18 protein-coding genes are annotated in these 21365 nt (G+C 64.5%); 8 read left to right on the forward strand and 10 right to left on the reverse strand.

Annotation, left to right across the window (positions count from 1 at the left end):
• The first annotated feature begins 25 nt into the window (after nt 1-25).
• Entirely contained in the window at nt 26-793 is a 768-nt protein-coding gene (locus tag AC1DHL_RS26180) for an alpha/beta hydrolase (protein ID WP_478163895.1), read from the forward strand.
• A gap of 3 nt (nt 794-796) precedes the next feature.
• Here AC1DHL_RS26180 and AC1DHL_RS26185 read toward each other — a convergent pair whose 3' ends face one another.
• Nucleotides 797-1906, reverse strand: coding sequence for a PQQ-dependent sugar dehydrogenase (locus AC1DHL_RS26185; RefSeq protein WP_478163908.1), 1110 nt, complete (start codon nt 1904-1906; stop codon nt 797-799).
• Nucleotides 1907-2150: 244 nt separating this feature from the next.
• On the opposite strand from AC1DHL_RS26185, the gene AC1DHL_RS26190 reads away from it, so the two are divergent.
• Nucleotides 2151-2711 carry a C40 family peptidase gene (locus AC1DHL_RS26190; protein ID WP_478163896.1) on the forward strand — a complete coding sequence of 187 codons (561 nt, stop codon included), beginning with the start codon at nt 2151-2153 and terminating at the stop codon, nt 2709-2711.
• A 73-nt stretch (nt 2712-2784) separates the two neighbouring features.
• On the opposite strand, the gene lpdA is transcribed toward AC1DHL_RS26190, so the two are convergent.
• From lpdA to aceE, 4 genes are all read right to left on the reverse strand, one after another.
• Entirely contained in the window at nt 2785-4605 is a 1821-nt protein-coding gene (gene lpdA / locus AC1DHL_RS26195) for a dihydrolipoyl dehydrogenase (RefSeq protein ID WP_478163897.1), read from the reverse strand.
• Nucleotides 4602-5192 carry an MFS transporter gene (locus AC1DHL_RS26200; protein ID WP_478163898.1) on the reverse strand — a complete coding sequence of 197 codons (591 nt, stop codon included), beginning with the start codon at nt 5190-5192 and terminating at the stop codon, nt 4602-4604. The genes lpdA and AC1DHL_RS26200 overlap by 4 nt, the downstream gene beginning before the upstream one ends.
• A 70-nt stretch (nt 5193-5262) precedes the next feature.
• Nucleotides 5263-6921 (reverse strand): dihydrolipoyllysine-residue acetyltransferase, encoded by a 1659-nt coding sequence (aceF, locus tag AC1DHL_RS26205; protein WP_478163899.1) that lies wholly within the window; start codon nt 6919-6921, stop codon nt 5263-5265.
• A gap of 46 nt (nt 6922-6967) precedes the next feature.
• Nucleotides 6968-9682 (reverse strand): pyruvate dehydrogenase (acetyl-transferring), homodimeric type, encoded by a 2715-nt coding sequence (aceE, locus tag AC1DHL_RS26210; protein ID WP_478104176.1) that lies wholly within the window; start codon nt 9680-9682, stop codon nt 6968-6970.
• Nucleotides 9683-9907: 225 nt separating this feature from the next.
• Between aceE and AC1DHL_RS26215 the strand changes: the two genes are divergently transcribed.
• The 5 genes from AC1DHL_RS26215 (at nt 9908) to AC1DHL_RS26235 (ending at nt 16866) form a co-directional block, all read left to right on the forward strand.
• Nucleotides 9908-12451 (forward strand): PAS domain-containing sensor histidine kinase, encoded by a 2544-nt coding sequence (locus tag AC1DHL_RS26215; RefSeq protein ID WP_478104177.1) that lies wholly within the window; start codon nt 9908-9910, stop codon nt 12449-12451.
• A complete protein-coding gene (locus tag AC1DHL_RS26220; RefSeq protein ID WP_478104179.1) occupies nt 12448-13077 on the forward strand; it encodes a response regulator transcription factor in 630 nt (209 codons plus the stop codon). The genes AC1DHL_RS26215 and AC1DHL_RS26220 overlap by 4 nt, the downstream gene beginning before the upstream one ends.
• A gap of 77 nt (nt 13078-13154) precedes the next feature.
• The gene (gene folD / locus AC1DHL_RS26225; protein ID WP_478163900.1) at nt 13155-14006 is read left to right on the forward strand and encodes a bifunctional methylenetetrahydrofolate dehydrogenase/methenyltetrahydrofolate cyclohydrolase FolD; all 852 of its coding nucleotides are present in this window, start codon (nt 13155-13157) and stop codon (nt 14004-14006) included.
• A 129-nt stretch (nt 14007-14135) separates the two neighbouring features.
• Nucleotides 14136-16184 (forward strand): M3 family metallopeptidase, encoded by a 2049-nt coding sequence (locus AC1DHL_RS26230; RefSeq protein ID WP_478163901.1) that lies wholly within the window; start codon nt 14136-14138, stop codon nt 16182-16184.
• A 58-nt stretch (nt 16185-16242) separates the two neighbouring features.
• Nucleotides 16243-16866 carry a glutaredoxin family protein gene (locus AC1DHL_RS26235; protein ID WP_478163902.1) on the forward strand — a complete coding sequence of 208 codons (624 nt, stop codon included), beginning with the start codon at nt 16243-16245 and terminating at the stop codon, nt 16864-16866.
• A gap of 17 nt (nt 16867-16883) precedes the next feature.
• On the opposite strand, the gene rpiA is transcribed toward AC1DHL_RS26235, so the two are convergent.
• The gene (gene rpiA, locus AC1DHL_RS26240; protein ID WP_478104184.1) at nt 16884-17585 is read right to left on the reverse strand and encodes a ribose-5-phosphate isomerase RpiA; all 702 of its coding nucleotides are present in this window, start codon (nt 17583-17585) and stop codon (nt 16884-16886) included.
• 45 nt (nt 17586-17630) lie between these two features.
• Here rpiA and AC1DHL_RS26245 point away from each other — a divergent pair, with 45 nt between their 5' ends.
• Nucleotides 17631-18698: a quinone-dependent dihydroorotate dehydrogenase gene (locus AC1DHL_RS26245; RefSeq protein ID WP_478163903.1), complete on the forward strand. Its 1068-nt coding sequence runs from the start codon at nt 17631-17633 to the stop codon at nt 18696-18698.
• 16 nt (nt 18699-18714) lie between these two features.
• Here AC1DHL_RS26245 and AC1DHL_RS26250 read toward each other — a convergent pair whose 3' ends face one another.
• The 4 genes from AC1DHL_RS26250 to AC1DHL_RS26265 all read right to left on the reverse strand — a co-directional run bounded on the left by AC1DHL_RS26250 (nt 18715) and on the right by AC1DHL_RS26265 (nt 21154).
• Nucleotides 18715-19359, reverse strand: coding sequence for a phage holin family protein (locus AC1DHL_RS26250; protein ID WP_478163904.1), 645 nt, complete (start codon nt 19357-19359; stop codon nt 18715-18717).
• Between the two features lie 123 nt (nt 19360-19482).
• Entirely contained in the window at nt 19483-19791 is a 309-nt protein-coding gene (locus AC1DHL_RS26255) for a glycine zipper domain-containing protein (protein WP_478104188.1), read from the reverse strand.
• Between the two features lie 91 nt (nt 19792-19882).
• Nucleotides 19883-20980 (reverse strand): NAD(P)/FAD-dependent oxidoreductase, encoded by a 1098-nt coding sequence (locus AC1DHL_RS26260; protein ID WP_478163905.1) that lies wholly within the window; start codon nt 20978-20980, stop codon nt 19883-19885.
• A gap of 33 nt (nt 20981-21013) precedes the next feature.
• Nucleotides 21014-21154, reverse strand: a complete 141-nt coding sequence (locus AC1DHL_RS26265) for a stereocilin (RefSeq protein ID WP_478104191.1) — start codon at nt 21152-21154, stop codon at nt 21014-21016.
• Nucleotides 21155-21365 lie beyond the last annotated feature (211 nt).

A 21365-nucleotide genomic window follows, 5' to 3' on the forward strand; every position in this document is an offset into this window, starting at 1 on the left:
GCGACGAATGGCACGCCTGCAGCGTATGGCCTGGTTGAAGTGGGGCGCGACGAGCGCCCTCGTGCTGCTGCTCGCCGGCTGCGGATTGTTCTGGCCGGCGCCTGACGCGCCAATGAAGACCGTGCTCGAGAAGAGTTCATGCACGCCGGATGCCAGGACCCTTCTTGTGATGCTGCCGGGCGCCTTCTCGAATCCCGACGAGTTCGTGCGCGAAGGCTTTGTCGCGGCGGTTCAGGAGCGACAACTCGCGGTCGACATCCTGCGGGTGGACGCCCAAGTCGGCTACTACTACGACATGAACATCCTCGATCATCTTCGCGACGACGTCATCTCGCCTGCCCACAAACACGGCTACACGTCGATCTGGATCCTCGGCATTTCGGTCGGCGGCTATGGAGGGCTGGCCTATGCGGCAGCGCATCCCGGCGACATCACCGGCATCGTGGCGCTGGCGCCATACCTGGGCGAGCGCACCATCAGCATCGACATCGCGAACGCCGGGGGCCTGTCGCGATGGCAGGCGCCGACAGAGATGCTGCCGGGCGACAAGGGCGAGCAGCGCCTGTGGCGCTGGCTGCAGCGCTACGGCACCGCGACCGGACCGACCGACCTGCCAAAGCTCTACCTGGGTTTCGGCATCGATGATCGCTTTGCGTTCAGCGACCGCCTCCTGGCCGCCATGCTCCCCGACGACCATGTCTTCCTGACACCCGGTGGGCACAATTGGCCGGAATGGCGGCAGCTTTGGCAGGACATCCTGCCGATCCTGCCCTTGCCGGCTTGTCTTCCGTGATGCTCAATTCGGCAGCAGCCGCAGCAGCTTGCCGTTGGACTCGTCCGTGAGGATATAGAGCCATCCATCGGGGCCCTGCTTCACATCGCGAATGCGCGCATGGCCTTCTTCGAGGAGCTTGTGTTCGGCGAGCACCTTGCCGTCCTTGAGCTCGATCCGGTCGAGGTAGCCGAACTTGAGGGATCCCACGAACAGGTTGCCCTTCCAGTCGGGACCATAACGATCGCTGGTCAGGAAGACCATGCCCGAAGGCGCGATCGAAGGCACCCAGTAGTGGATCGGCTGCTCCATCCCGTCCTTGTGCGTGATGCCCTCGCCGATCTTGCCGCCGCCATAGTTCTCGCCATAGGTGATCACGGGCCAGCCATAGTTGCGTCCGGGCAGCGGGATGTTGATCTCGTCGCCGCCCTGCGGGCCGTGTTCGTGCATCCACAGCGTGCCGTCCGGCGCCAGCGTTGCGCCTTGGCCGTTGCGATGCCCGTAGCTCCAGATTTCGGGCAGCGCACCCGGCTTGCCGACGAAGGGGTTGTCCTTGGGCACCGAGCCGTCCTTGCCGATGCGGACGATCTTGCCGAGATGGTTGTCGAGCTTCTGCGCGTCTTCCTTGCGGCTGAAGCGCTCGCCCAGCGTGAGAAACAGGTTGCCATCCTTCGCCTCGACGATGCGGCAGCCGAAATGGTTGCGGCTCGCCACCTTCGGTCGCTGGCTGAAGATGATCTTCAGGTTCTCCAGGCGGCCGGCATCGGCGGACAGTTGCGCACGCGCCAGCGCCGTGCTGTTGGCGGACCCAGCCGCATCGGGCTCCGAGAAGCAGAAATAGATGGTGCGGTTCGTGTCGAAGGCCGAATCCGCCAGGACGTCGAGCAAGCCGCCCTGCCCGCCGGCTGCGATGGACGGAAGCCCCGCCACGGGCGGGCCGAGCTTGCCATCGGCGCCGACAACGCGGAGGCGACCGGGCCGCTCGGTCACGAGAAAGCGTCCCTCAGGCAGGAAAGTCACACCCCAAGGGTTCTCAAGACCGGACGCAACGACCTCCGATCGCGGCGCCGCCGCGGCCAAAACGGCCACCGTCAATGTAAGAAAAATCGTGCAGGAGACCCATGCGCGGGCCATCGTCGACAGGGAAGTCATGGTGCTCCTTCGAAGGCGTGAGTCTTGCAATCGTTTGGTCATTCGAAATGAATTTGAAAACCTTTTGCATTACATCTGTGAAAGAACTTATCCCCAATAATCGAAACCTTTACATTTTTTGATGTGAGAGGATGAAAAAACTCCATCAATGACAAGAGCTTAGGTGCAAAATCCCGAACCTACTTGAAATTGACACCGGGGGGTGTCGTCCATATCCTACGCGTCCATGCGACTCATCCTTTTCACCGCCAGCCTGCTGCTTGCGTTCGCCGCCCATGCCGCGCCGCAAGTCGACCGGGCTGACGACAACGTGGAACCGCAGGTCGTCGACAAGACTTTTCTGGGCCAATTCCATCAGGTTCGCCAGACTGTCGTCGACCGCACTTCCGACCTTGTTGTAACAGCCATCGGCTTCCTGGGCGTCCCATATCGCCGCGGCGGCAACACGGTCGAGACCGGTTTCGACTGCAGCGGTTTCGTCCGCGCGATGTACAACCAGACCGTCGGTCACCTGCTTCCCCGCCGGGCCGAAGAACAAGCGGCCGCAACGCAGAAGATCGACCGCAGCGAACTCAAGCCCGGTGACCTCGTGTTCTTCAACACCATGCGTCGTGCGTTCAGCCATGTCGGTATCTACGTCGGCGAAGGCAAGTTCATCCACGCCCCCAAGCCCGGCGCCCAGGTTCGCGTGGAAGACATGAGCGGCAGCTACTGGCAGAGGCGCTTCAGCGGCGCACGCCGCGTTCTCTCGGCCGAGGAGAACACCGTCAAGGCCTCCGGCGACTGATCACCACCGCACCCAATAAAAAATCCCGCGACTGGCGGGATTTTTTATGAGTGTCCCTGGCTGCGGAGGCTGCCTATCGTTTTACCGGGGGAAGGTCCGTGCAGCTGCCGTGCGCGGCTTCGGCGGCCAGGCCGATGCTCTCGCCGAGCGTCGGATGCGGATGGATCGTCTTGCCGATGTCGATCGCGTCCGCACCCATTTCGATGGCAAGCGCGATCTCCCCGATCATGTCGCCTGCATGGGTCCCGACGATGCCCCCGCCCACGATGCGATGCGATTCCGCGTCGAAGAGCAGCTTGGTGAAACCCTCGTCTCGCCCGTTCGCGATGGCACGGCCGGAGGCCGTCCACGGGAACAACCCCTTCTGGATCTTCACGCCTTCAGCCTTGGCCTGGTCCTCGGTCAATCCGACCCACGCGACTTCCGGATCGGTATAGGCCACGCTCGGAATCACGCGCGCATTGAAAGCGGCGCTGGCAAGTTCATGGTCGCCCTTCTGCTCGCCGGCGATGACTTCGGCCGCCACGTGCGCCTCGTGCACCGCCTTGTGCTCCAGCATCGGCTGGCCGACGATGTCGCCGACCGCGAAGATGTGCGGCACGTTGGTCCGCATCTGCACATCGACCGGGATGAAGCCGCGATCGCTGACGGTGATGCCTGCCTTTTCGGCGCCGATCTTCTTGCCGTTGGGGCTCCGGCCCACAGCCTGGAGCACCAGGTCATAAACCTGTGGTTCCTTGGGAGCCTGCTCGCCTTCGAAGGTGACACGGATGCCGTCCTTCGTCGCCTCGGCGCCCACGGTCTTGGTCTTCAGCATGATGTTGTCGAAGCGCGGCGTGTTCAGCTTCTGCCACACCTTGACCAGGTCGCGGTCCGCACCCTGCATCAGGCCGTCGAGCATCTCGACCACGTCGAGCCGCGCGCCCAGCGTGGAATACACCGAACCCATTTCGAGGCCGATGATGCCGCCGCCCAGGATGAGCATCCGCTTGGGTTCGACGCCGAGTTCCAGCGCGCCGGTGGAATCGACGACGCGCGGGTCCTTCGGCATGAAAGGCAGATGCACCGCCTGCGAACCGGCGGCGATCACGCAGTGCCGGAACTTGACGGTCTGCGATTTGCCGGTCATATCCTTGCCGTCGCCGGTTGTTTCCTGCACCTTGACGTGGTACGGGTCGACGAACTCGCCGATGCCGCGCACGGTCGTCACCTTGCGCATCTTCGCCATCGCGGCGAGACCGCCGGTGAGCTTGCCGACCACCTTGTTCTTGCGGCCGAGCAGCTTCGCGCGGTCGATCTTGGGGTCGCCATAGCTCACGCCGAGGTCGGCGAAATGCTTGACCTCGTCAATCACCGCCGCGACGTGCAGCAGTGCTTTCGACGGAATGCAGCCCACGTTGAGGCAGACGCCGCCCAGCGTCGCGTAGCGCTCGACCAGCACGACCTTGAGGCCCAGATCGGCGGCGCGGAAGGCGGCGGAGTAACCGCCGGGCCCCGCTCCGAGCACGAGCAGGTCGCATTCGACGTCGACGGAGCCCGAGTAGGTCGAGGCCACGGCTGGCGCCTTTGCGGGCGCGGCGGGCGCCGGTGCCTGTTTCGCTGCGGGGGCGGCAGCCGGTGCGGCCGGCGCCGGTGCGGGAGCGGCGGCTGCACCCTCCGCAGCGTCCAGCGTCAACACCACCGAACCTTCGCTGACCTTGTCGCCCACCTTCACGGCCAGCGACTTGACCACGCCTGCGTGGGACGAAGGAATCTCCATCGAGGCCTTGTCCGATTCCACGGTGATCAGCGACTGCTCGGCCTTGATCGTGTCGCCCGGCTTCACCAGGACTTCGATCACGGCAACTTCCGCGAAATCGCCGATGTCCGGCACTTTGACTTGTACTTCGCTCATTTGGACACCTTCAGTTTGAGTGTGAGAACGTCGACCGGGCCGGCCGAGTTGCGATCGAATTCACAGGCCGCGGCCACGCCGGCCTCGGCAACATCGCGCGCCGAACGCGCCTTGTCGTAGACGGCACGCATCGCGCCGAGCGCAAAGCTGCGTCCGGAGCCAATGCTCCAGAACTGCTTGAACTCGAAGACTTCGCGATAGCTGTAGATGCCGTAGATGCCGCTCGCGTTGGCCAGCAGCATGGTGAACTGGCTCGATTCGTAGGGCTCATGCTCGTCTTCCTTGGTCTGCAGGAAGAACGCGTCCTTCAGCACCGGATGCAGCAGCGTAAAGGTGCGGAAGATCTCGTCCTTGCTGCCGAAGCGCAGCGCCTCCACCGGTTGCGCTGCCAAAGCATGCTGCAGCACCAGGAAATGCGCCGCCGCGCCGGCCACGGCAAAGATGCTCTGGCCTGCGGCATCGTTGACCATGAACAGCTTCTGGTTCCTCTCGGCGCTGTACGACAAGCGCGTGTCGCCGAAGGTCACCAGCGAATCGGCCGCCATCACGACCTGGCCGCCTTTTCGGACGGCCACGACCGTGGTCATAGGGGCTCACGCCGGGCCGCCCCAAGGGAGCCGCCCCCCGCTGGGGGGAGCGCCGTTGGCGCTTGGGGGGTCATAGCAGTACCCGGCGGAAGTCGGCTAGCACCTGGCCCAGATAGGCATTGAACCGGGCTGCAAGGGCGCCATCGATAACCCGGTGGTCATACGACAGCGACAGCGGCAGGGTCAGCCTTGGCACGAACTGCTTGCCGTCCCACACCGGCTTCATCGAGCTCTTGGACAAGCCCAGGATGGCCACCTCGGGCGCGTTGATGATCGGCGTGAAGTGCGTGCCGCCAATGCCGCCGAGCGAGCTGATGGAGAAGCAGCCACCCTGCATGTCGGCCGAACCGAGCTTGCCGTCGCGCGCCTTCTTGGCGAGTTCGCCCATCTCCTGGCTGATCTGGAGCACGCCCTTCTTGTCGGCATCCTTGAGCACCGGCACCACGAGCCCGTTGGGCGTGTCCGCCGCGAAGCCGATGTGGAAGTACTGCTTGTAGACGAGTTGGTCACCGTCCAGGCTGGTGTTGAACTCGGGGAATTTCTTGAGCGCCGAGACCACCGCCTTGATCACGAATGCCAGCATCGTCACCTTGACACCCGACTTCTCGTTTTCCTTGTTGGTGGAGACGCGGAAGGCTTCGAGTTCGGTGATGTCGGCTTCGTCGTTGTTGGTGACGTGCGGGATCATCACCCAGTTGCGGTGCAGGTTGGCGCCGCTGAGTTTCTTGATGCGCGAGAGGTCCTTGCGCTCGACGCCGCCGAACTTTGTGAAGTCGACCTTTGGCCAGGGGATCAGGCCCAGTGCCGCGCCGTCTCCACCGCCTGTAGGTGCCTTGGCGGCCGCTGCCTTCGTGCTGGCGGCGCCGCTCATCACGGCCTTGGTGAAGCTCTGGATGTCTTCCTGCGTGATGCGACCCTTGGGTCCACTGCCCTTGATCTCTTCGAGCGGCACGCCGAGTTCGCGCGCGAACTTGCGCACCGAAGGCGACGCGTGCGGCAGCTTGCCGCTGGGCGCGACCGTGGGATCGTGGGCGGCAGGCGCGACTGCGGGCGCGGCCGGAGCCGATGCGCTGACCGACGCGGGCGCCGCTGCGGCCTGTGCAGGGGCTGGCGCCGATGACGGCGCGGCGGCTGGTGCGGCAGCGCCGGCCGAGCCTTCGATCACCGCGATCAGGTCGCCGATGTTGACCGTGTCGCCGACCTTGACCTTCAGCGCCTTGAGCACGCCGGCCGCGGACGACGGAATCTCCATCGAGGCCTTGTCCGATTCGACGGTGATGAGCGATTGCTCTTCCTTGATCGTGTCGCCGGGTTTCACCAGCACCTCGATCACTGCCACGTCCTTGAAGTCGCCGATGTCGGGGACCTTGACGTCGATCGGACCGGCCGCAGCGGCCGGCGCCGGTGCGGCGGCAGTCGGTGCGGGTGCCGGAGCAGGCGCCGCGGCAGCTGGCGCACCAGCCGCAGGTGCCGCAGCTGGGGCCGCCGCGCCTTCGCTTTCGAGAACCAGCACGACCGAACCTTCCTTGACCTTGCTGCCGACTTCGACCTTGAGTTCTTTCACCACGCCGGCCTGGCTCGATGGAATCTCCATCGAAGCCTTGTCCGACTCCACCGTGATCAGCGATTGCTCGGCCTTCACCGAGTCGCCGACCTTCACGAGCACCTCGATCACCGCGACTTCATCGAAATCGCCGATGTCCGGCACCTTGACTTCCACTTGAGCCATATCGTGTCTCCCGCCCTAAGGCGCAGTTGGTTGTTCGTTGGTTGTTTTATGCGTAGAGCGGGTTGATCTTGTCGGCGTTGATTCCGTACTTCTTGATCGCGTCGGCCACCTTTTGCACCGGAACGGCACCGTCTTCGGCAAGCGCCTTGAGCGCTGCAATGACAATGAAGTGGCGATTGACCTCGAAGTGCTCGCGCAGCTTGGCGCGGAAGTCGCTGCGGCCGAAGCCGTCGGTGCCAAGCACCTTGTAGTTGCGGCCCTTCGGAACGAAGGGGCGAATCTGCTCGGCGTAAGCCTTCATGTAGTCGGTCGACGCGATCACCGGGCCGGTGCTCGACGACAACTGCTGCTCGACGAACGGAACACGAGCCTTCTCGGTGGGATGCAGCAGGTTCCAGCGGTCGGCCTCCTGACCATCCCGGGTCAGTTCGTTGAAGCTCGGGCAACTCCAGACGGAGGCGCTCACGCCCCAGTCCTTTTCGAGAAGTTCCTGCGCGGCGATGCTCTCGCGCAGGATGGTGCCGCTGCCGAGCAACTGCACGGTGGGCGACTTGGCCTTCAGCGAGGGGCCCTGCTTGCACAGGTACATGCCCTTGATGATCTGCTCCTCGGTGCCGGGCTGAAGGCCGGGCATCGGGTAGTTCTCGTTCAGCAGCGTGATGTAGTAATAGACGTTGTCCTGCTTCTCCACCATGCGCTTGAGGCCGTGGTGGAGGATCACGCCGACTTCGTGCGCGAAAGTGGGGTCGTAGCTCACGCAGTTCGGGATGGTGTTCGCCAGGATGTGGCTATGACCATCTTCATGCTGCAGGCCTTCGCCGTTCAGCGTGGTGCGGCCCGACGTGCCGCCCAGCAGGAAGCCCCGGGCCTGCATGTCGCCGGCCGCCCAGGCCAGGTCGCCGATGCGCTGGAAGCCGAACATCGAGTAGTACACATAGAAAGGCACCATGATGCGGTTGTTCGTGCTGTACGACGTGGCCGCCGCGATCCAGCTCGACATGCCGCCGGCTTCGTTGATGCCTTCCTGAAGGATCTGGCCAGACTTGTCTTCCTTGTAGTACATGACCTGGTCCTTGTCGACCGGCGTGTACTGCTGCCCCGCGGGGTTGTAGATGCCCACCTGGCGGAACAGGCCTTCCATGCCGAAGGTCCGGGCTTCGTCGACCAGGATCGGCACCACGCGCGGACCGAGGGCCTGGTCGCGCAGCAGTTGCGTGAGGAAGCGCACATAGGCTTGCGTCGTCGAGATCTCGCGCCCTTCGGCCGTCGGCTCCAGGACGGCCTTGAAGGTTTCGAGCGAAGGCACCGTGAAGCTTTCTTCGGCCTTGACGCGGCGATGCGGCAGGTAGCCGCCGAGGGCCTTGCGGCGCTCGTGCAGGTACTTCATTTCGGGCGTGTCGTCGGCCGGCTTGTAGAACGGCAGGTCGGCGATCTGGCTGTCCGGAATCGGAATATTGAAACGATCGCGGAAGGTCTTGATGTCTTCCTCGCCCAATTTCTTGGTCTGGTGGACCGTGTTCTTGCCCTCGCCGATCTTGCCCATGCCGAAGCCCTTGACGGTCTTGATCAACAGCACGGTCGGCTGGCCCTTGTGGTTGACGGCCGAATGGAAAGCCGCATAGACCTTCTGCGAATCGTGACCACCGCGGCGCAGCGCCCAGATGTCGTCGTCGCTCATCTTCGCGACCATCTCGAGCGTGCGGGGGTCGCGGCCGAAGAAGTGCTTGCGCACGTAGGCGCCGTCATTGGCCTTGAACGACTGGTAATCGCCGTCGTTCGTTTCCATCATGATCTTGCGCAGCGCACCTTCCTTGTCGCGCGCCAGCAGAGGGTCCCAGTTGCTGCCCCACAGCAGCTTGATGACATTCCAGCCGCAGCCGCGGAATTCGCCTTCGAGTTCCTGGATGATCTTGCCGTTGCCGCGCACGGGGCCGTCCAGGCGCTGCAGGTTGCAGTTGATGACGAAGATCAGGTTGTCGAGGTTCTCGCGAGCCGCCAGGCCGATGGCGCCGAGCGACTCGACTTCGTCCATTTCGCCGTCGCCGCAGAACACCCAGACCTTGCGGTTCTCGGTGTTCGCAATCCCGCGCGCATGCAGGTACTTGAGGAAGCGCGCCTGGTAGATGGCCATCAGCGGCCCCAGGCCCATGGAGACGGTCGGGAACTGCCAGAACTCGGGCATCAGCTTCGGATGCGGGTAGCTCGACAGGCCCTTGCCGTCGACCTCCTGGCGGAAATTGAGCAGTTGCTCTTCGGTCAGCCGGCCCTCGAGGTAGGCGCGGGCGTAGATGCCGGGCGAGACGTGACCCTGGATGTAGAGGCAATCGCCGCCATGGCCTTCGCTCTCGGCGTGCCAGAAGTGGTTGAAGCCGGCGCCGAACATGGAGGCCAGCGAGGCGAAAGAGCCGATGTGTCCGCCCAGGTCGCCGCCCTCCGGCGGATGGTGGCGATTGGCCTTGACGACCATCGCCATGGCGTTCCAGCGCATGTACGAACGCAGCCGCTCTTCGATCTCGAGATTGCCGGGAGAGCGCTCTTCCTGGTCGGGCTCGATGGTGTTCACGTAGGCGGTGTTGGCCGAGAACGGCTTGTCGATGCTGTTCTGGCGGGCGTGTTCGAGCAGTTGCTCGAGCAGGAAATGCGCGCGATCCGGCCCCTCGCTCTCGATGACCGCCGAGAGGGCGTCCATCCATTCACGCGTTTCCTGCGCGTCCGGGTCGTTCGCGGCCGAGCCGAACAGGTTCTCGGGATTTGCCGACATGCTTTGTCTCCTTTTGAGGGGTTGTGGCAGTAATTTAGTGCCGTAACGGCGGGCCGCGGGAGTTTCTCACAGAAATCTTGTAATTTCAAATGGTGCGCGCTCATCTCTTAATATGAAATTACCATGAAATTTCATAGGCAACGCTGACGAATGTGCCCACGGGTCTGCGCATGTCACCGCGTAAGGGTGCGTGCCCGTGCGAAAGCGTTCACCTAAACTCGACGGATGCCCTTTTCCTCCCCCATCGAGGTCGCACGCAGCGCCGTCCACGCGTCGCCGCTGTCATGGTGGCGTCGCTGGTGGCGGCGTCAGACGCCGATGCTGCAGGATGCGGTTGCCATGCTGGCCCCGCTGGCCGCGGTGCTGCTCTTCCTCGCGGCGATCGTTTCGGCCTTTTGGTATCTGCGCGCCGAGGAAATGGAGCGCGTCCAGGAATCGGTCAAGCGCGACGTCGAATACGCGCAGCAGCGGGTGCGCCTTCGTCTCCTGGAACGGCAAGAGCAACTCATGCGCCTCGCGCGCGACGCGTCGAATCGCGAGATCGACGCCACCGAATTCACCAGCCGCGCGGAATCGCTGGTCAGCCAGTTTCCCGAACTGCAGGCCGTGACCTGGATCGACGACCGCCGTCGCGTCAAGGCCAGCTATGCGGCACCGAGCGTGCACCCGGCGCAGCAGCGCGCGATTGGGGAAGTGCTGCGGCCGGGCGACACCGAGAGCAACTACGCGCTGGCGCGGGAGCTCCGTCAGCCTGTGTTCTCGCTACCTCTGGCTGGCAGCGATCCCCCGCCGATGTTGCAGCTTCACATTCCGCTGTTCGACCAGGGCCTGTTCGCGGGCGAGCTGCTCGGCGAGTTCTCCATCGACGGCTTGCTGCGCTATGGAATGCCTGCCGAAGTCTCGGCGCGCTATGCCGTTTCCTTGCTCGACGCAAAGGGCGGACTCATCGCCGGCAACACGGTCGCCAGTCCGCGCGGCACCCGCAATCGACTCCTTCCCTGGGCCATGCGGACCAACGAATACGAAGTGCCCGTCTCGCCGGTCGGCAACGCGCTGGTGCTTCGCGCGCAGGCCTATCGCACATCGCAGGGCGTCGTCGGCAACGGGCTGTTCTGGTTGGTGGGTGCGCTAAGCGTGCTCACGAGCTGGATGCTGATCGGCACCTGGCGCCACACGCGGCGCCGGCTGCAGGCACAGCAAGCGCTGGTGGCCGAGACCAATTTCCGCCGCGCAATGGAGAACTCCATGCTGACCGGCATGCGCGTGCTCGATCTGGAAGGCCGCATCACCTACGTGAACGCGGCCTTCTGCGCCATGACGGGCTGGAGCGAAAACGAGCTCGTCGGCCAGACACCGCCCTTTCCGTACTGGCTGGAATCCGACCGCGAAGTCATGAACGAGCGACTCGAAGAAGAGTTGCATGGCCGTGCGCTGCCGGGCGGTTTCCAGGTGCGGGTCAAGCGCAAGAACGGCAGCGTCTTCAATGCGCGCCTGTACGTCTCGCCGCTGATCGACGCGCGCGGGCACCAGACCGGCTGGATGACCTCGATGACCGACATCACGGAGCCGACGCGCATCCGCGAGCAGTTGTCTGCGTCTTACGAGCGCTTCACCACGGTGCTCGAAGCGCTGGACGCATCAGTGTCCGTGGCGCCGCTCGGCAGCGAGGAACTCGTGTTCGCCAACAAGCTGTATCGGCTCTGGTTCGGCTCCAACACGGTCGGGCACCTGAACATGGTGGCGCAAGCGGGCGTTCCGGCCTCTCACACACGCGACGAAGAGCTCGACGACGTCGACCCCTTCGCCGGCCTGCCGATCGACCAGCTGACCGCGGCCCAGGCAGCCAACAACGAGATCTTCGTTCCCGAGCTCGGCAAGTGGCTGGAGGTGCGGTCGCGCTACCTGACCTGGGTCGACGGCCGGCTGGCCCAACTGGTGATTGCCACCGACATCACGCCGCGGCGCGACGCCGAGGACCTTTCGGCCGCGCAGGCCGACCGGGCACAGGCCGCCAGCCGCCTGATCACCATGGGCGAGATGGCGTCCAGCGTCGCGCACGAACTCAACCAGCCGCTGACCGCCATCACCAACTATTGCAACGGCATGATGTCGCGAATCAGGGGCCAGCAGATCGACTCGGAGGCCCTGCTCGCGGCGCTCGACAAGACGTCGAAGCAGGCCCAGCGCGCCGGCCAGATCATCCAGCGCATCCGCTCCTTCGTGAAACGCAGCGAGCCGAACCGAACGCCGGCCGAGGTCGCGACCATGGTCAGCGAAGCGGTCGAGTTGGCCGGCATCGAACTGCGGCGGCGCAACGTGCGGCTCAATCACTACGTCGCGGCGCGCTTGCCGGTGTTGCGCGTGGACCCGATCCTGATCGAACAGGTGATGGTCAATCTGCTGAAGAATGCAGCCGAATCCATCGACCTGGCCAACCGCCCGCTGGCGCGCCGCAGTGTCGAGCTTCGGGTGCTTCCGAAAATCATCGAAGGCCAGAACGCGGTCGAGTTCTCCGTGCAGGACACCGGCATGGGCCTCTCGCCGGAAGTGATGGACCGTCTGTACGAAGCCTTCTTCTCCACCAAGCCTGAAGGCATGGGCATCGGCCTCAACCTTTGCCGGACGATTGTCGAATCGCACCGGGGTCGGATGCAGGCGGAGAACATCTACAATGGACCGGATGTGGTCGGATGCCGTTTTTCCTTCTGGATACCGGTGTTAGACGCTATAGATTCAATAGCAAGCAACGAGGCGAAGGTACCTGCATGAGTTTGATTCCCAAGAAGGGCACTGTCTATGTCGTCGATGACGACGAGGCGGTTCGTGATTCGTTGCAATGGCTGCTCGAAGGCAAGGACTACAGGGTCCGCTGCTTCGATTCCGCAGAGTCGTTTCTCTCCCGCTATGACCCCCGCGAAGTCGCCTGCCTGATCGTCGACATCCGGATGGGCGGCATGTCCGGCATGGAGCTTCAGGACCGACTGATCGAGCGCCGGTCGCCGCTGCCGATCGTCGTCATCACCGGCCACGGCGACGTGCCGATGGCGGTCGACAGCATGAAAAAGGGTGCGATGGATTTCATCCAGAAGCCCTTCAACGACGAGGCGCTCGTGGCGCTGGTCGAACGCATGCTCGAACACGCGCGCGGCGCCTTTGCGCAGCACCAGCAGTCCGCCAGCCGCGACGCGCTGCTGTCGAAGCTCACCGGCCGCGAGGCACAAGTGCTGGAGCGCATCGTTGCCGGACGGCTCAACAAGCAGATCGCCGACGACCTTGGAATCAGCATCAAGACCGTCGAGGCACACCGCGCCAACATCATGGAAAAGCTCAATGCCAACACGGTGGCCGATCTCCTGAAGATCGCGCTCGGGCAGGCGGCTCCGGCCAAAGCCTAGTCGCAGCCAGCCCGGCAGCCCCATCTAGCATCCACGCCTGCGCAAGCGGGCGTTTTTACTTGGAAGACAAGAAGACGATGACAGCTCAATTGATCGACGGCAACGCACTGTCCCGGAAAATCCGCGCCGACGTGTCCGGCCGCATTGCCGCACTCAAGGCGCGCGGCATCGAGCCGACGCTCGCCATCATCCTGGTCGGCGACGATCCGGCGAGCCAGGTCTACGTCAAGCACAAGGTCAACGACAGCAGCGAGACCGGGCTCACGGCCAACCTCGAACGCTACGCGGCCAGCATGACCGAAGCCGAACTGCTCTCGCGCCTCCACGCCCTCAACGAAGACCCCAAGGTGCACGGCATCCTCGTGCAGTTGCCGTTGCCGCCGCACATGAACAGTCATCGCGTCATCGAGGCCATCTCGCCCGCCAAGGACGTGGACGGGTTTCACGTTGCCAGCGCCGGCGCACTGATGGTCGGCCAGCCAGGCTTCTGGCCCTGCACGCCGCACGGTTGCATGAAGATGCTCGAATCGATCGGCTACGACCTGCGCGGAAAGCATGCGGTGGTCATCGGTCGCAGCAACATCGTCGGCAAGCCCATGGCCATGATGCTGCTGGCAAAGAACGCCACCGTCACCATCTGCCACAGCGCGACCAAGGATCTCGCCGCCCTCACCCGCCAGGCTGACGTGGTCGTCGCCGCGGTCGGCAAGCGCAACATCCTGACGGCGGACATGGTCAAGCCCGGTGCGGTGATCATCGACGTCGGCATGAACCGAAAGGAAGATGGCAAGCTCGCCGGCGACGTGGATTTCGACGGCGTCAAGGAAGTCGCCGGATGGATCACGCCCGTTCCCGGCGGCGTCGGCCCCATGACGCGCGCGATGTTGCTCGCCAACACCCTTGAAGCGGCCGAGCGCGTAACTAGATAAGGATCACCCCGTTTGCTTGCTCACTTCGTGTAGCCGCCTCCCCCTCAAGGGGCACCACCGGCGGCCCGGCGAAGCCGGTTCCGCGGTGGTTCCCGAACTTGCTTCGCTACGCTTGCCCTGGAAACTCACATGACAAACCCGCTTCTCGACTTCACTGATCTTCCGCTGTTCGATCAGATCAGGCCTGAACACGTGGCACCTGCGGTCGACACTTTGCTGGCTGCTGCCGAGGTTGCGCTGCAGACTGTGACGGCGCCGGATTTTCCCGCCGACTGGATGGCCATTTCCAAGGTGCTCGACGTTGCGTCGGAGCGCTTCAGTCGCGCGTGGGGGGCAGTCGGGCATCTCAATGCCGTCGCCGACACGCCCGAGTTGCGGGCCGCGTACAACGAAGCCATGCCGCGCGTCACGGCGTTCTGGACGCGCCTGGGTTCCGATGAGCGTCTCTACGCCAAGTACAAGGCGATCGACGTCGCGACGCTCAACCCCGAGCAGCGCCAGGCGCATCGCAATGCGGTTCGCAACTTCGTGCTGGGTGGCGCGGAATTGCAGGGTGCCGCCAAGACACGATTCGCCGAGATCCAGGAACGCCAGGCCGAGCTGAGCCAGAAGTTCAGCGAAAACGCCCTCGACGCTACGGATGCCTTTGCCTGGTACGCACCTTTCGGCGAACTCGAAGGACTTCCGGAAGACGTGATCAGTGCCGCCCGCGCCGCCGCCGAAGCGGATGGCAAGGAAGGCTACAAGCTGACGCTGAAGATGCCCTCGTACCTGCCGGTCATGCAGTTTGCCAAGAGCAGTGCGCTGCGCGAAAGGCTGTACCGCGCCTATGTCACGCGCGCCAGCGAGTTCGGCGACCCCGCATTCGACAACACCGAGTTGATCCGCGAAATCCTCGCACTGCGTCAGGAAGAAGCCAAGCTTCTGGGCTACCCGAACTTCGGCGAGCTTTCCATCGTGCCCAAGATGGCCGAATCCGCCGGACAGGTCGTCAAGTTCCTCCGCGATCTGGCGACCAAGGCCAAGCCTTACGGCGAACGCGATCTGGCCGACCTCCGTGCCTTCGCGTCCGACCAGCTCGGCATCGTCGATCCGCAGCCCTGGGACTGGAGCTACATCGGCGAAAGGCTCAAGGAAGCGCGCTATGCCTTCAGCGAGCAGGAGGTGAAGGAGTACTTCACCGCACCGAAGGTGATGGGTGGCCTGTTCAAGATCGTGGAGACGCTGTTCGAGGTGTCCATCAAGCGGGACCTCGCGCCGGTGTGGCATCCCAGCGTGGAGTTCTATCGCATCGAGCGCGACGGCAAGAAGATCGGACAGTTCTATCTCGATCCGTCGGCCCGCTCGGCCAAGCGCGGCGGTGCCTGGATGGACGACGTCCGCGCACGCTGGCTGCGCCCTGACACCGGCTCGTTGCAGACGCCGGTCGCTCAACTGGTGTGCAACTTCGCCGATGGCGTGGACGGCAAGCCGCCGCTGCTCACGCACGACGACGTGACCACGCTCTTCCACGAATTCGGCCACGGCCTGCACCACATGCTCACGCAGATCAACGAGCGTGACGTCTCGGGTATCAGCGGCGTGGAGTGGGACGCAGTAGAACTGCCGAGCCAGTTCATGGAGAACTTCTGCTGGGAGTGGGACGTGCTTGCGCACATGACATCGCACGTCGACACCGGCGAGCCGCTGCCTCGCGCCCTCTTCGACAAGATGACGGCGGCCAAGAATTTCCAGAGCGGCCTGCAGACGCTGCGGCAAATCGAGTTCTCGCTGTTCGACATGCTGCTGCATACCGAATACGACGCGACCACCGCCAAGCCCGGCGACGTGATGGCGTTGCTCGGCAAGGTGCGCGAAGAGGTTGCGGTGATGCCTTCGCCGCCCTTCAGTCGCACGCCCAACACCTTCAGCCATATTTTCTCGGGCGGCTACGCGGCCGGCTACTACAGCTACAAGTGGGCCGAGGTGCTGAGCGCGGACGCTTACGCGGCGTTCGAGGAAACGGCGGGCGCCAACGGCGAGCCCAGCATCGAGACCGGACGCAAATACCGCCAGGCCATCCTCGAAGCCGGCGGTAGCCGCAGCGCCATGGACTCGTTCAAGGCCTTCCGAGGCCGCGAGCCCCAGATCGATGCGCTGTTGCGTCATCAGGGAATGGCCCAGACGCAGCCGGCGTGATGGTTCGGCGGCGGCAGAGCCTGAGATACTCGGCGTCATCCGATTCCGGGAGACTTCGATGAAACTCAACACTGCCCTGACCGGCCTCGCCCTGATGCTGGTCGCCAGCGCAACACTCGCGCAGGCCGTCTATCGCAACGTCGACAAGAATGGAAAGGTCACCTTTTCCGACCAGCCCCCGACGGCTTCGTCCCAGCCGGCCGAGCCACGCAGCGGCGTCTCGACGGTCGCCGCCAATGCGGGCTTGCCTTACGAACTGCGCCAGGTGACGCAGCGCTACCCCGTCACGCTGTATTCCGGCGATGAATGCGCCCCGTGCGGCGCTGGCCGCTCACTGTTGATGACGCGCGGCATCCCCTTCGACGAAAAGACGGTCAAGAGCAACGACGACCTCCAGACACTGCAGCGGCTGAGCGGCCAGACGTCGCTGCCTTTGCTCACGATCGGGAGTCAGCAGCTCAAGGGTTTCTCGGACAGCGAGTGGTCGCAATACCTCGATGCAGCGGGGTACCCCAAGAGCTCGCAACTGCCGGCCAGTTTTCGCAATCCACGGGCCCAGCCGCTCGTGGCTCTGAAGGCCGCCGAGCCGGCCGCGCCCGCCGCCGCGCCTGCGCCGGCTGCCCCCACACCTGCCGCAAGCAACGAGCCGTCGCCGAGCAATCCTGCCGGCATCAAGTTCTGAAACCGGCGGTGATGCGCTCAACCGAAGCGCATCGTCCTGACACCGGATGACGTGCCCAGCAAGCACACGCTCGCGCGCTGGTGCGCAAACACGCCGACGGTGACGACGCCCGCCCACTGATTGACTTCCGTCTCGAATCCAAGCGGATCGGTGATCCGCAGGCCGGTCACGTCGACGATGTGCTGGCCGTTGTCGGTGACAAGCGGCACGCCGTCCTTCTCCCGCACCTGCGCCAGCCCACCCAGCCGCGCAAACTGACGGATGATCCGCTGAGCGGCCATCGGGATCACCTCGACCGGCAACGGAAACGCCCCCAGCGTGTTGACCAGCTTGGAGGCATCGGCGATGCACACGAAGCGCTTCGACTGCGCCGCGACGATCTTTTCCCGGGTGAGCGCCGCGCCACCGCCCTTGATCATGTAGCCGCGACCGTCGATCTCGTCGGCGCCGTCGATGTAGACGGCCAGCTCCTCGACCTCGTTGCTGTCGAACACGGGGATGCCCAGCGCCCGGAGGCGTTCGGTCGATGCCACCGAGCTGGAAACTGCCCCCCGAATCTCGCCCTTGATGGTCGCAAGCGCCTCGATGAACTTGTTGACCGTCGAGCCGGTGCCGACGCCGACGATGTCGCCCTTCACGACGTAATCCAGTGCGGCGCGACCGACCTGCGCCTTGAGTTCGTCCTGGGTCAATGCGGGAGCGGGGGCGGATGAAGTCATCGGGGAGAATCCTGGGCTGATTGAAGTCAAGTCGAGAATTATCCGATGCCCTTGCTGCTGCCCTCTTCGCTTTATGGACTTGCCCGTCCATTCCTCTTCGGCCTTGACGCCGAGCACGCCCATGAGCTCACGCTGGACGCGTTGGCCCGTACGCAAAACACACCGCTGGCCTGCGCCTACGCGGCGCCGCGGGTGGACGATCGGATCACGCTTGCCGGCCTCACCTTCCCGAATCGGGTCGGGTTGGGCGCGGGCCTCGACAAGAACGCGCGCTGTATCGATGCCTTCGCCGCCATGGGATTCGGCTTCGTCGAGGTCGGGACTGTCACCCCGAAGGCACAACCCGGCAATCCGCGGCCGCGCATCTTCCGTCTGCCGCAGCGCGATGCGCTCATCAACCGGCTCGGTTTCAACAACGAAGGGCTGGACGCCTTCATCGTCAACGTGCAGCGCGCACGTTTTCGCCGCAACGCATCCAAGGCCCCGATGCTGCTCGGCCTCAACATCGGCAAGAACGCGGCCACGCCGATCGAGCGCGCGGTAGACGACTACCTTGTGTGCCTGGACGGCGTGTATCCCCATGCCGACTACGTGACCATCAATATCTCGAGCCCCAATACCGCAAACCTGCGTTCGCTCCAGAGCGATGAGGCCTTGGATGCACTGCTCGGCGCGGTGGCCGACAAACGGGCGGCGCTCGCTGCAAGGCAAGGCCGGCGAGTCCCGCTGTTCGTGAAGATTGCACCCGACCTCGATGAGGCCCAGGTCAAGGTGATCGCGGCCACCCTGCTCCGGCACGGGATGGACGGCGTCATCGCCGCCAACACGACCCTCTCGCGAGAGGCAGTGGCCGGCCTGCCCCACGCCGAAGAGGCCGGCGGCCTCTCGGGCGCGCCGGTCAGGCAAGTGAGCAATCGTGTGATCGGCCAGTTGCGGGCCGCCCTTGGCAGCAAGTTCCCGATCATCGGCGTCGGCGGCATCCTGAGCGCGGCCCACGCGACGGAGAAGATCGCCGCCGGCGCCGACCTCGTGCAAATCTATACCGGCCTGATCTATCGCGGACCCGCGCTGGTGCAACGGGTCGCCCAGGCGCTACGCAACCAACGCAGTTGAGCCTGGGCGTACTGCGTCAGCGCATCCGCCAAAGCACCGGAACAATCACGCTCGCCCAGCGCACGAGGCGGCGCGGTCCCAGGACGGCCACCACGGCCGCAGCCGCCACGCCCGTCGCGACGGGGTGTTCACGCGCAATGCGCATCGCCGCGGCGCTTGTCGTTTCATTGGAAGCAGGCGCCTCGCCAGCCCCGGTTGCTGCGGCTTCCAAGGTCGCGATGCGCACGCGCTGCTTCTCGATCCGTGCAAGCAGTTCTGCGCGAGTCACAGGGCGCGGCTCGCGCGGCGGAGTGGTCCCGCGGCGACCGCGACCCAAGCTTTGCCGGAGCCATTGGCGATCGCGGTCCAGCTCATGCATGATCGGTTCGAACGCCGTCGAGGGTTTGCCGGTCATCGACAGCAGCGCGACAACCGATGCCAGCCACAGGGCCAACCAGACTGCCGCCACCAACCAGGCGGCCGTGACGCGGTGTGGCGAATCCCAGAAATGGACGACGATCGCCACCGACAGCAGGGCAATCGCGATCGTCGTGAGCCCGACGACGGCGATCACCAACCCCAGCATCGATCGCAAACGCTTCTTTTCGTCTTCCCAGGCGAAGCGCAGCAGCTCTATGCGATCTTCAGCGGCCAGCGCACCTTCGCCGGCCAGGATGCGCAACCGCCGCAATTGGGACTTGAGCCCAAAAAGCGACGACAACCACCTCATGCGCGGCCCCCGCAGGCGTCACGGCCCGTGGCGGCCAGGGGGGCTCCTTGCTGCTGCGCGCCGGGAGGGCTGTGCTCAGCGGCGGCCAAGCAGCAGGCCCACCAGCACGCCCACCGCCAGCGCTGCGCCGGCGATCTGCCAAGGCTCGTCGTGAGCGTAGGCGTTGGCGGAGTTGGCTGCTTCGCGTGCTTTCTTGGCAGCGATCCGGCTCTTTTCGGCTGCCAGTTCGCGCGCAATGGCCAACTTGCTGTCGATGCGCTGGCGAAGCGCCTTGATGTGAGGTACGGAATCGAGGTCCTTGCTGGCGAGCACACCGCGAACGTCGCTCGCGATGTCTTCAGCAACGGCGTTGGCCGCCGCTTCGAGGTTGTTGGATGCAGTCATTGAAAAAGGTCCTCCTCAGTCGCGCCGGCACCGCGCCGGCAACTCACGCCGACAAACGACGCTCCGCGTCATGGTACATGCCCAAGCCCGTCTAGGACAAAAGTCCCGCCACATGATCGCCAATTGCGAGGCTGCTGGTCAATCCGGGCGACTCGATGCCAAACAGATTGACCAGCCCCCGAACGCCGTGTACAGCCGGCCCGGCAATCATGAAGTCCGCCGCAGCCTCGCCCGGACCGGAGATCTTGGGACGGATGCCGGCATACCCCGGAATCAGCGCGCCATCGGGCAACCCGGGCCAGTATTTGCGCACCTCCGCGTAGAAGCCGTCCCCGCGCGCGGGGTCGACCACCAGATCGTCTGCCGAATCGACCCACTGCACATCCGGCCCGAACTTGGCCTGCCCTCCGAGATCGAGCGTCAGATGCACGCCGAGACCGGCGGCTTCGGGGACGGGGTAGATCAGGCGACTGAATGGCGCCCGCCCGGCCAGGGTGAAGTAGTTGCCCTTCGCGAAATAGGCCGCCGGTATCGAGGTCGCCGGCAGGCCGTCGAATTGCCGTGCCAGCGCCGGGGCACCGAGGCCTGCGGCATTCACGACGCTTTTGCATCGCAAACGGGTTCCGTCGATCGACTTCAACACGATGGCGTCGCCCACGCACTCGGCGCCCACCACGCCCGACTTCAGCGCAACCACCCCGCCGGCACCCTCGAGATCGCCCTGCAGACTCAGCATCAGGGCATGACTGTCCACGATGCCGGTGCTGGGCGAATGGAGCGCTGCCAGGCATTGGAGTTGCGGCTCCATCGCGCGGACCTGGTCGCCTGAAAGCAGCACCATGTCGTCCACGCCATTGGCGGCGGCCTTGGCCATGATCTCGGACAGTTGCGCGACCTGGGCTTCTGAGGTGGCCACGATGAGCTTGCCGCAGCGTCGATGCGGCAAGCCGCGCTCGCCGGCATAGTCATAGAGCAGCCGCTTGCCCTCCACGCACAGTCGCGCCTTCAGCGAACCCTTGGGATAGTAGATGCCGGCGTGAATGACTTCGCTGTTGCGAGAACTCGTGCCGGTTCCGATGGCACCCTCGGCTTCGAGCACGATCACCTCACGGCCCGTCAACGCAAGCGCGCGGGCCACGGCCAAGCCGACCACTCCGGCGCCGATGACGGCGCAATCGAATTCATCCATGTCGCAAGCTTAGCCGGCTTGCGTTCGATCGCTTCAGCGCGACCGCGAGCCGGCTTGGGGCTCGACCAGATTGCCGGGCGGTGTCGCGGGGCCCTGGTCGGGCTCGACGGGGAGCTCGGGGACATCCGGCGGATGGGGCGTGACGGGAGGTGGAAGATCAGGGCTGGTGGCCATGGGGGTTCTCCTTCAGCTTGTCTTCTACGGGAGCGTGGGGCGGGATGCAAGGGGGCGATGCACTAGCCCGGATATTTCATCAGTAGGCCGATGTGGCGTTGACCGAACCTGGTGGCGGACATTGAGCGCGGTCTTGCGTCCAGTGTGAGCTACTGGATGGAGTCGCGGCTGTTTTTAGGCACACGACCCCCTTACCCCCGTTGTTTGTCAG

Source organism: Variovorax sp. 10L426, assembly GCF_056395305.1.

What these genes read in the sequence shown, in the direction of transcription:
- AC1DHL_RS26180 (WP_478163895.1), top strand. Translation starts at nt 26, where the DNA reads ATGGCCTGGTTGAAGTGGGGCGCGACGAGCGCCCTCGTGCTGCTGCTC.
- AC1DHL_RS26185 (WP_478163908.1), bottom strand. Translation starts at nt 1,906, where the DNA reads ATGGCCCGCGCATGGGTCTCCTGCACGATTTTTCTTACATTGACGGTG.
- AC1DHL_RS26190 (WP_478163896.1), top strand. Translation starts at nt 2,151, where the DNA reads ATGCGACTCATCCTTTTCACCGCCAGCCTGCTGCTTGCGTTCGCCGCC.
- lpdA (WP_478163897.1), bottom strand. Translation starts at nt 4,605, where the DNA reads ATGAGCGAAGTACAAGTCAAAGTGCCGGACATCGGCGATTTCGCGGAA.
- AC1DHL_RS26200 (WP_478163898.1), bottom strand. Translation starts at nt 5,192, where the DNA reads ATGACCACGGTCGTGGCCGTCCGAAAAGGCGGCCAGGTCGTGATGGCG.
- aceF (WP_478163899.1), bottom strand. Translation starts at nt 6,921, where the DNA reads ATGGCTCAAGTGGAAGTCAAGGTGCCGGACATCGGCGATTTCGATGAA.
- aceE (WP_478104176.1), bottom strand. Translation starts at nt 9,682, where the DNA reads ATGTCGGCAAATCCCGAGAACCTGTTCGGCTCGGCCGCGAACGACCCG.
- AC1DHL_RS26215 (WP_478104177.1), top strand. Translation starts at nt 9,908, where the DNA reads ATGCCCTTTTCCTCCCCCATCGAGGTCGCACGCAGCGCCGTCCACGCG.
- AC1DHL_RS26220 (WP_478104179.1), top strand. Translation starts at nt 12,448, where the DNA reads ATGAGTTTGATTCCCAAGAAGGGCACTGTCTATGTCGTCGATGACGAC.
- folD (WP_478163900.1), top strand. Translation starts at nt 13,155, where the DNA reads ATGACAGCTCAATTGATCGACGGCAACGCACTGTCCCGGAAAATCCGC.
- AC1DHL_RS26230 (WP_478163901.1), top strand. Translation starts at nt 14,136, where the DNA reads ATGACAAACCCGCTTCTCGACTTCACTGATCTTCCGCTGTTCGATCAG.
- AC1DHL_RS26235 (WP_478163902.1), top strand. Translation starts at nt 16,243, where the DNA reads ATGAAACTCAACACTGCCCTGACCGGCCTCGCCCTGATGCTGGTCGCC.
- rpiA (WP_478104184.1), bottom strand. Translation starts at nt 17,585, where the DNA reads ATGACTTCATCCGCCCCCGCTCCCGCATTGACCCAGGACGAACTCAAG.
- AC1DHL_RS26245 (WP_478163903.1), top strand. Translation starts at nt 17,631, where the DNA reads ATGCCCTTGCTGCTGCCCTCTTCGCTTTATGGACTTGCCCGTCCATTC.
- AC1DHL_RS26255 (WP_478104188.1), bottom strand. Translation starts at nt 19,791, where the DNA reads ATGACTGCATCCAACAACCTCGAAGCGGCGGCCAACGCCGTTGCTGAA.
- AC1DHL_RS26260 (WP_478163905.1), bottom strand. Translation starts at nt 20,980, where the DNA reads ATGGATGAATTCGATTGCGCCGTCATCGGCGCCGGAGTGGTCGGCTTG.
- AC1DHL_RS26265 (WP_478104191.1), bottom strand. Translation starts at nt 21,154, where the DNA reads ATGGCCACCAGCCCTGATCTTCCACCTCCCGTCACGCCCCATCCGCCG.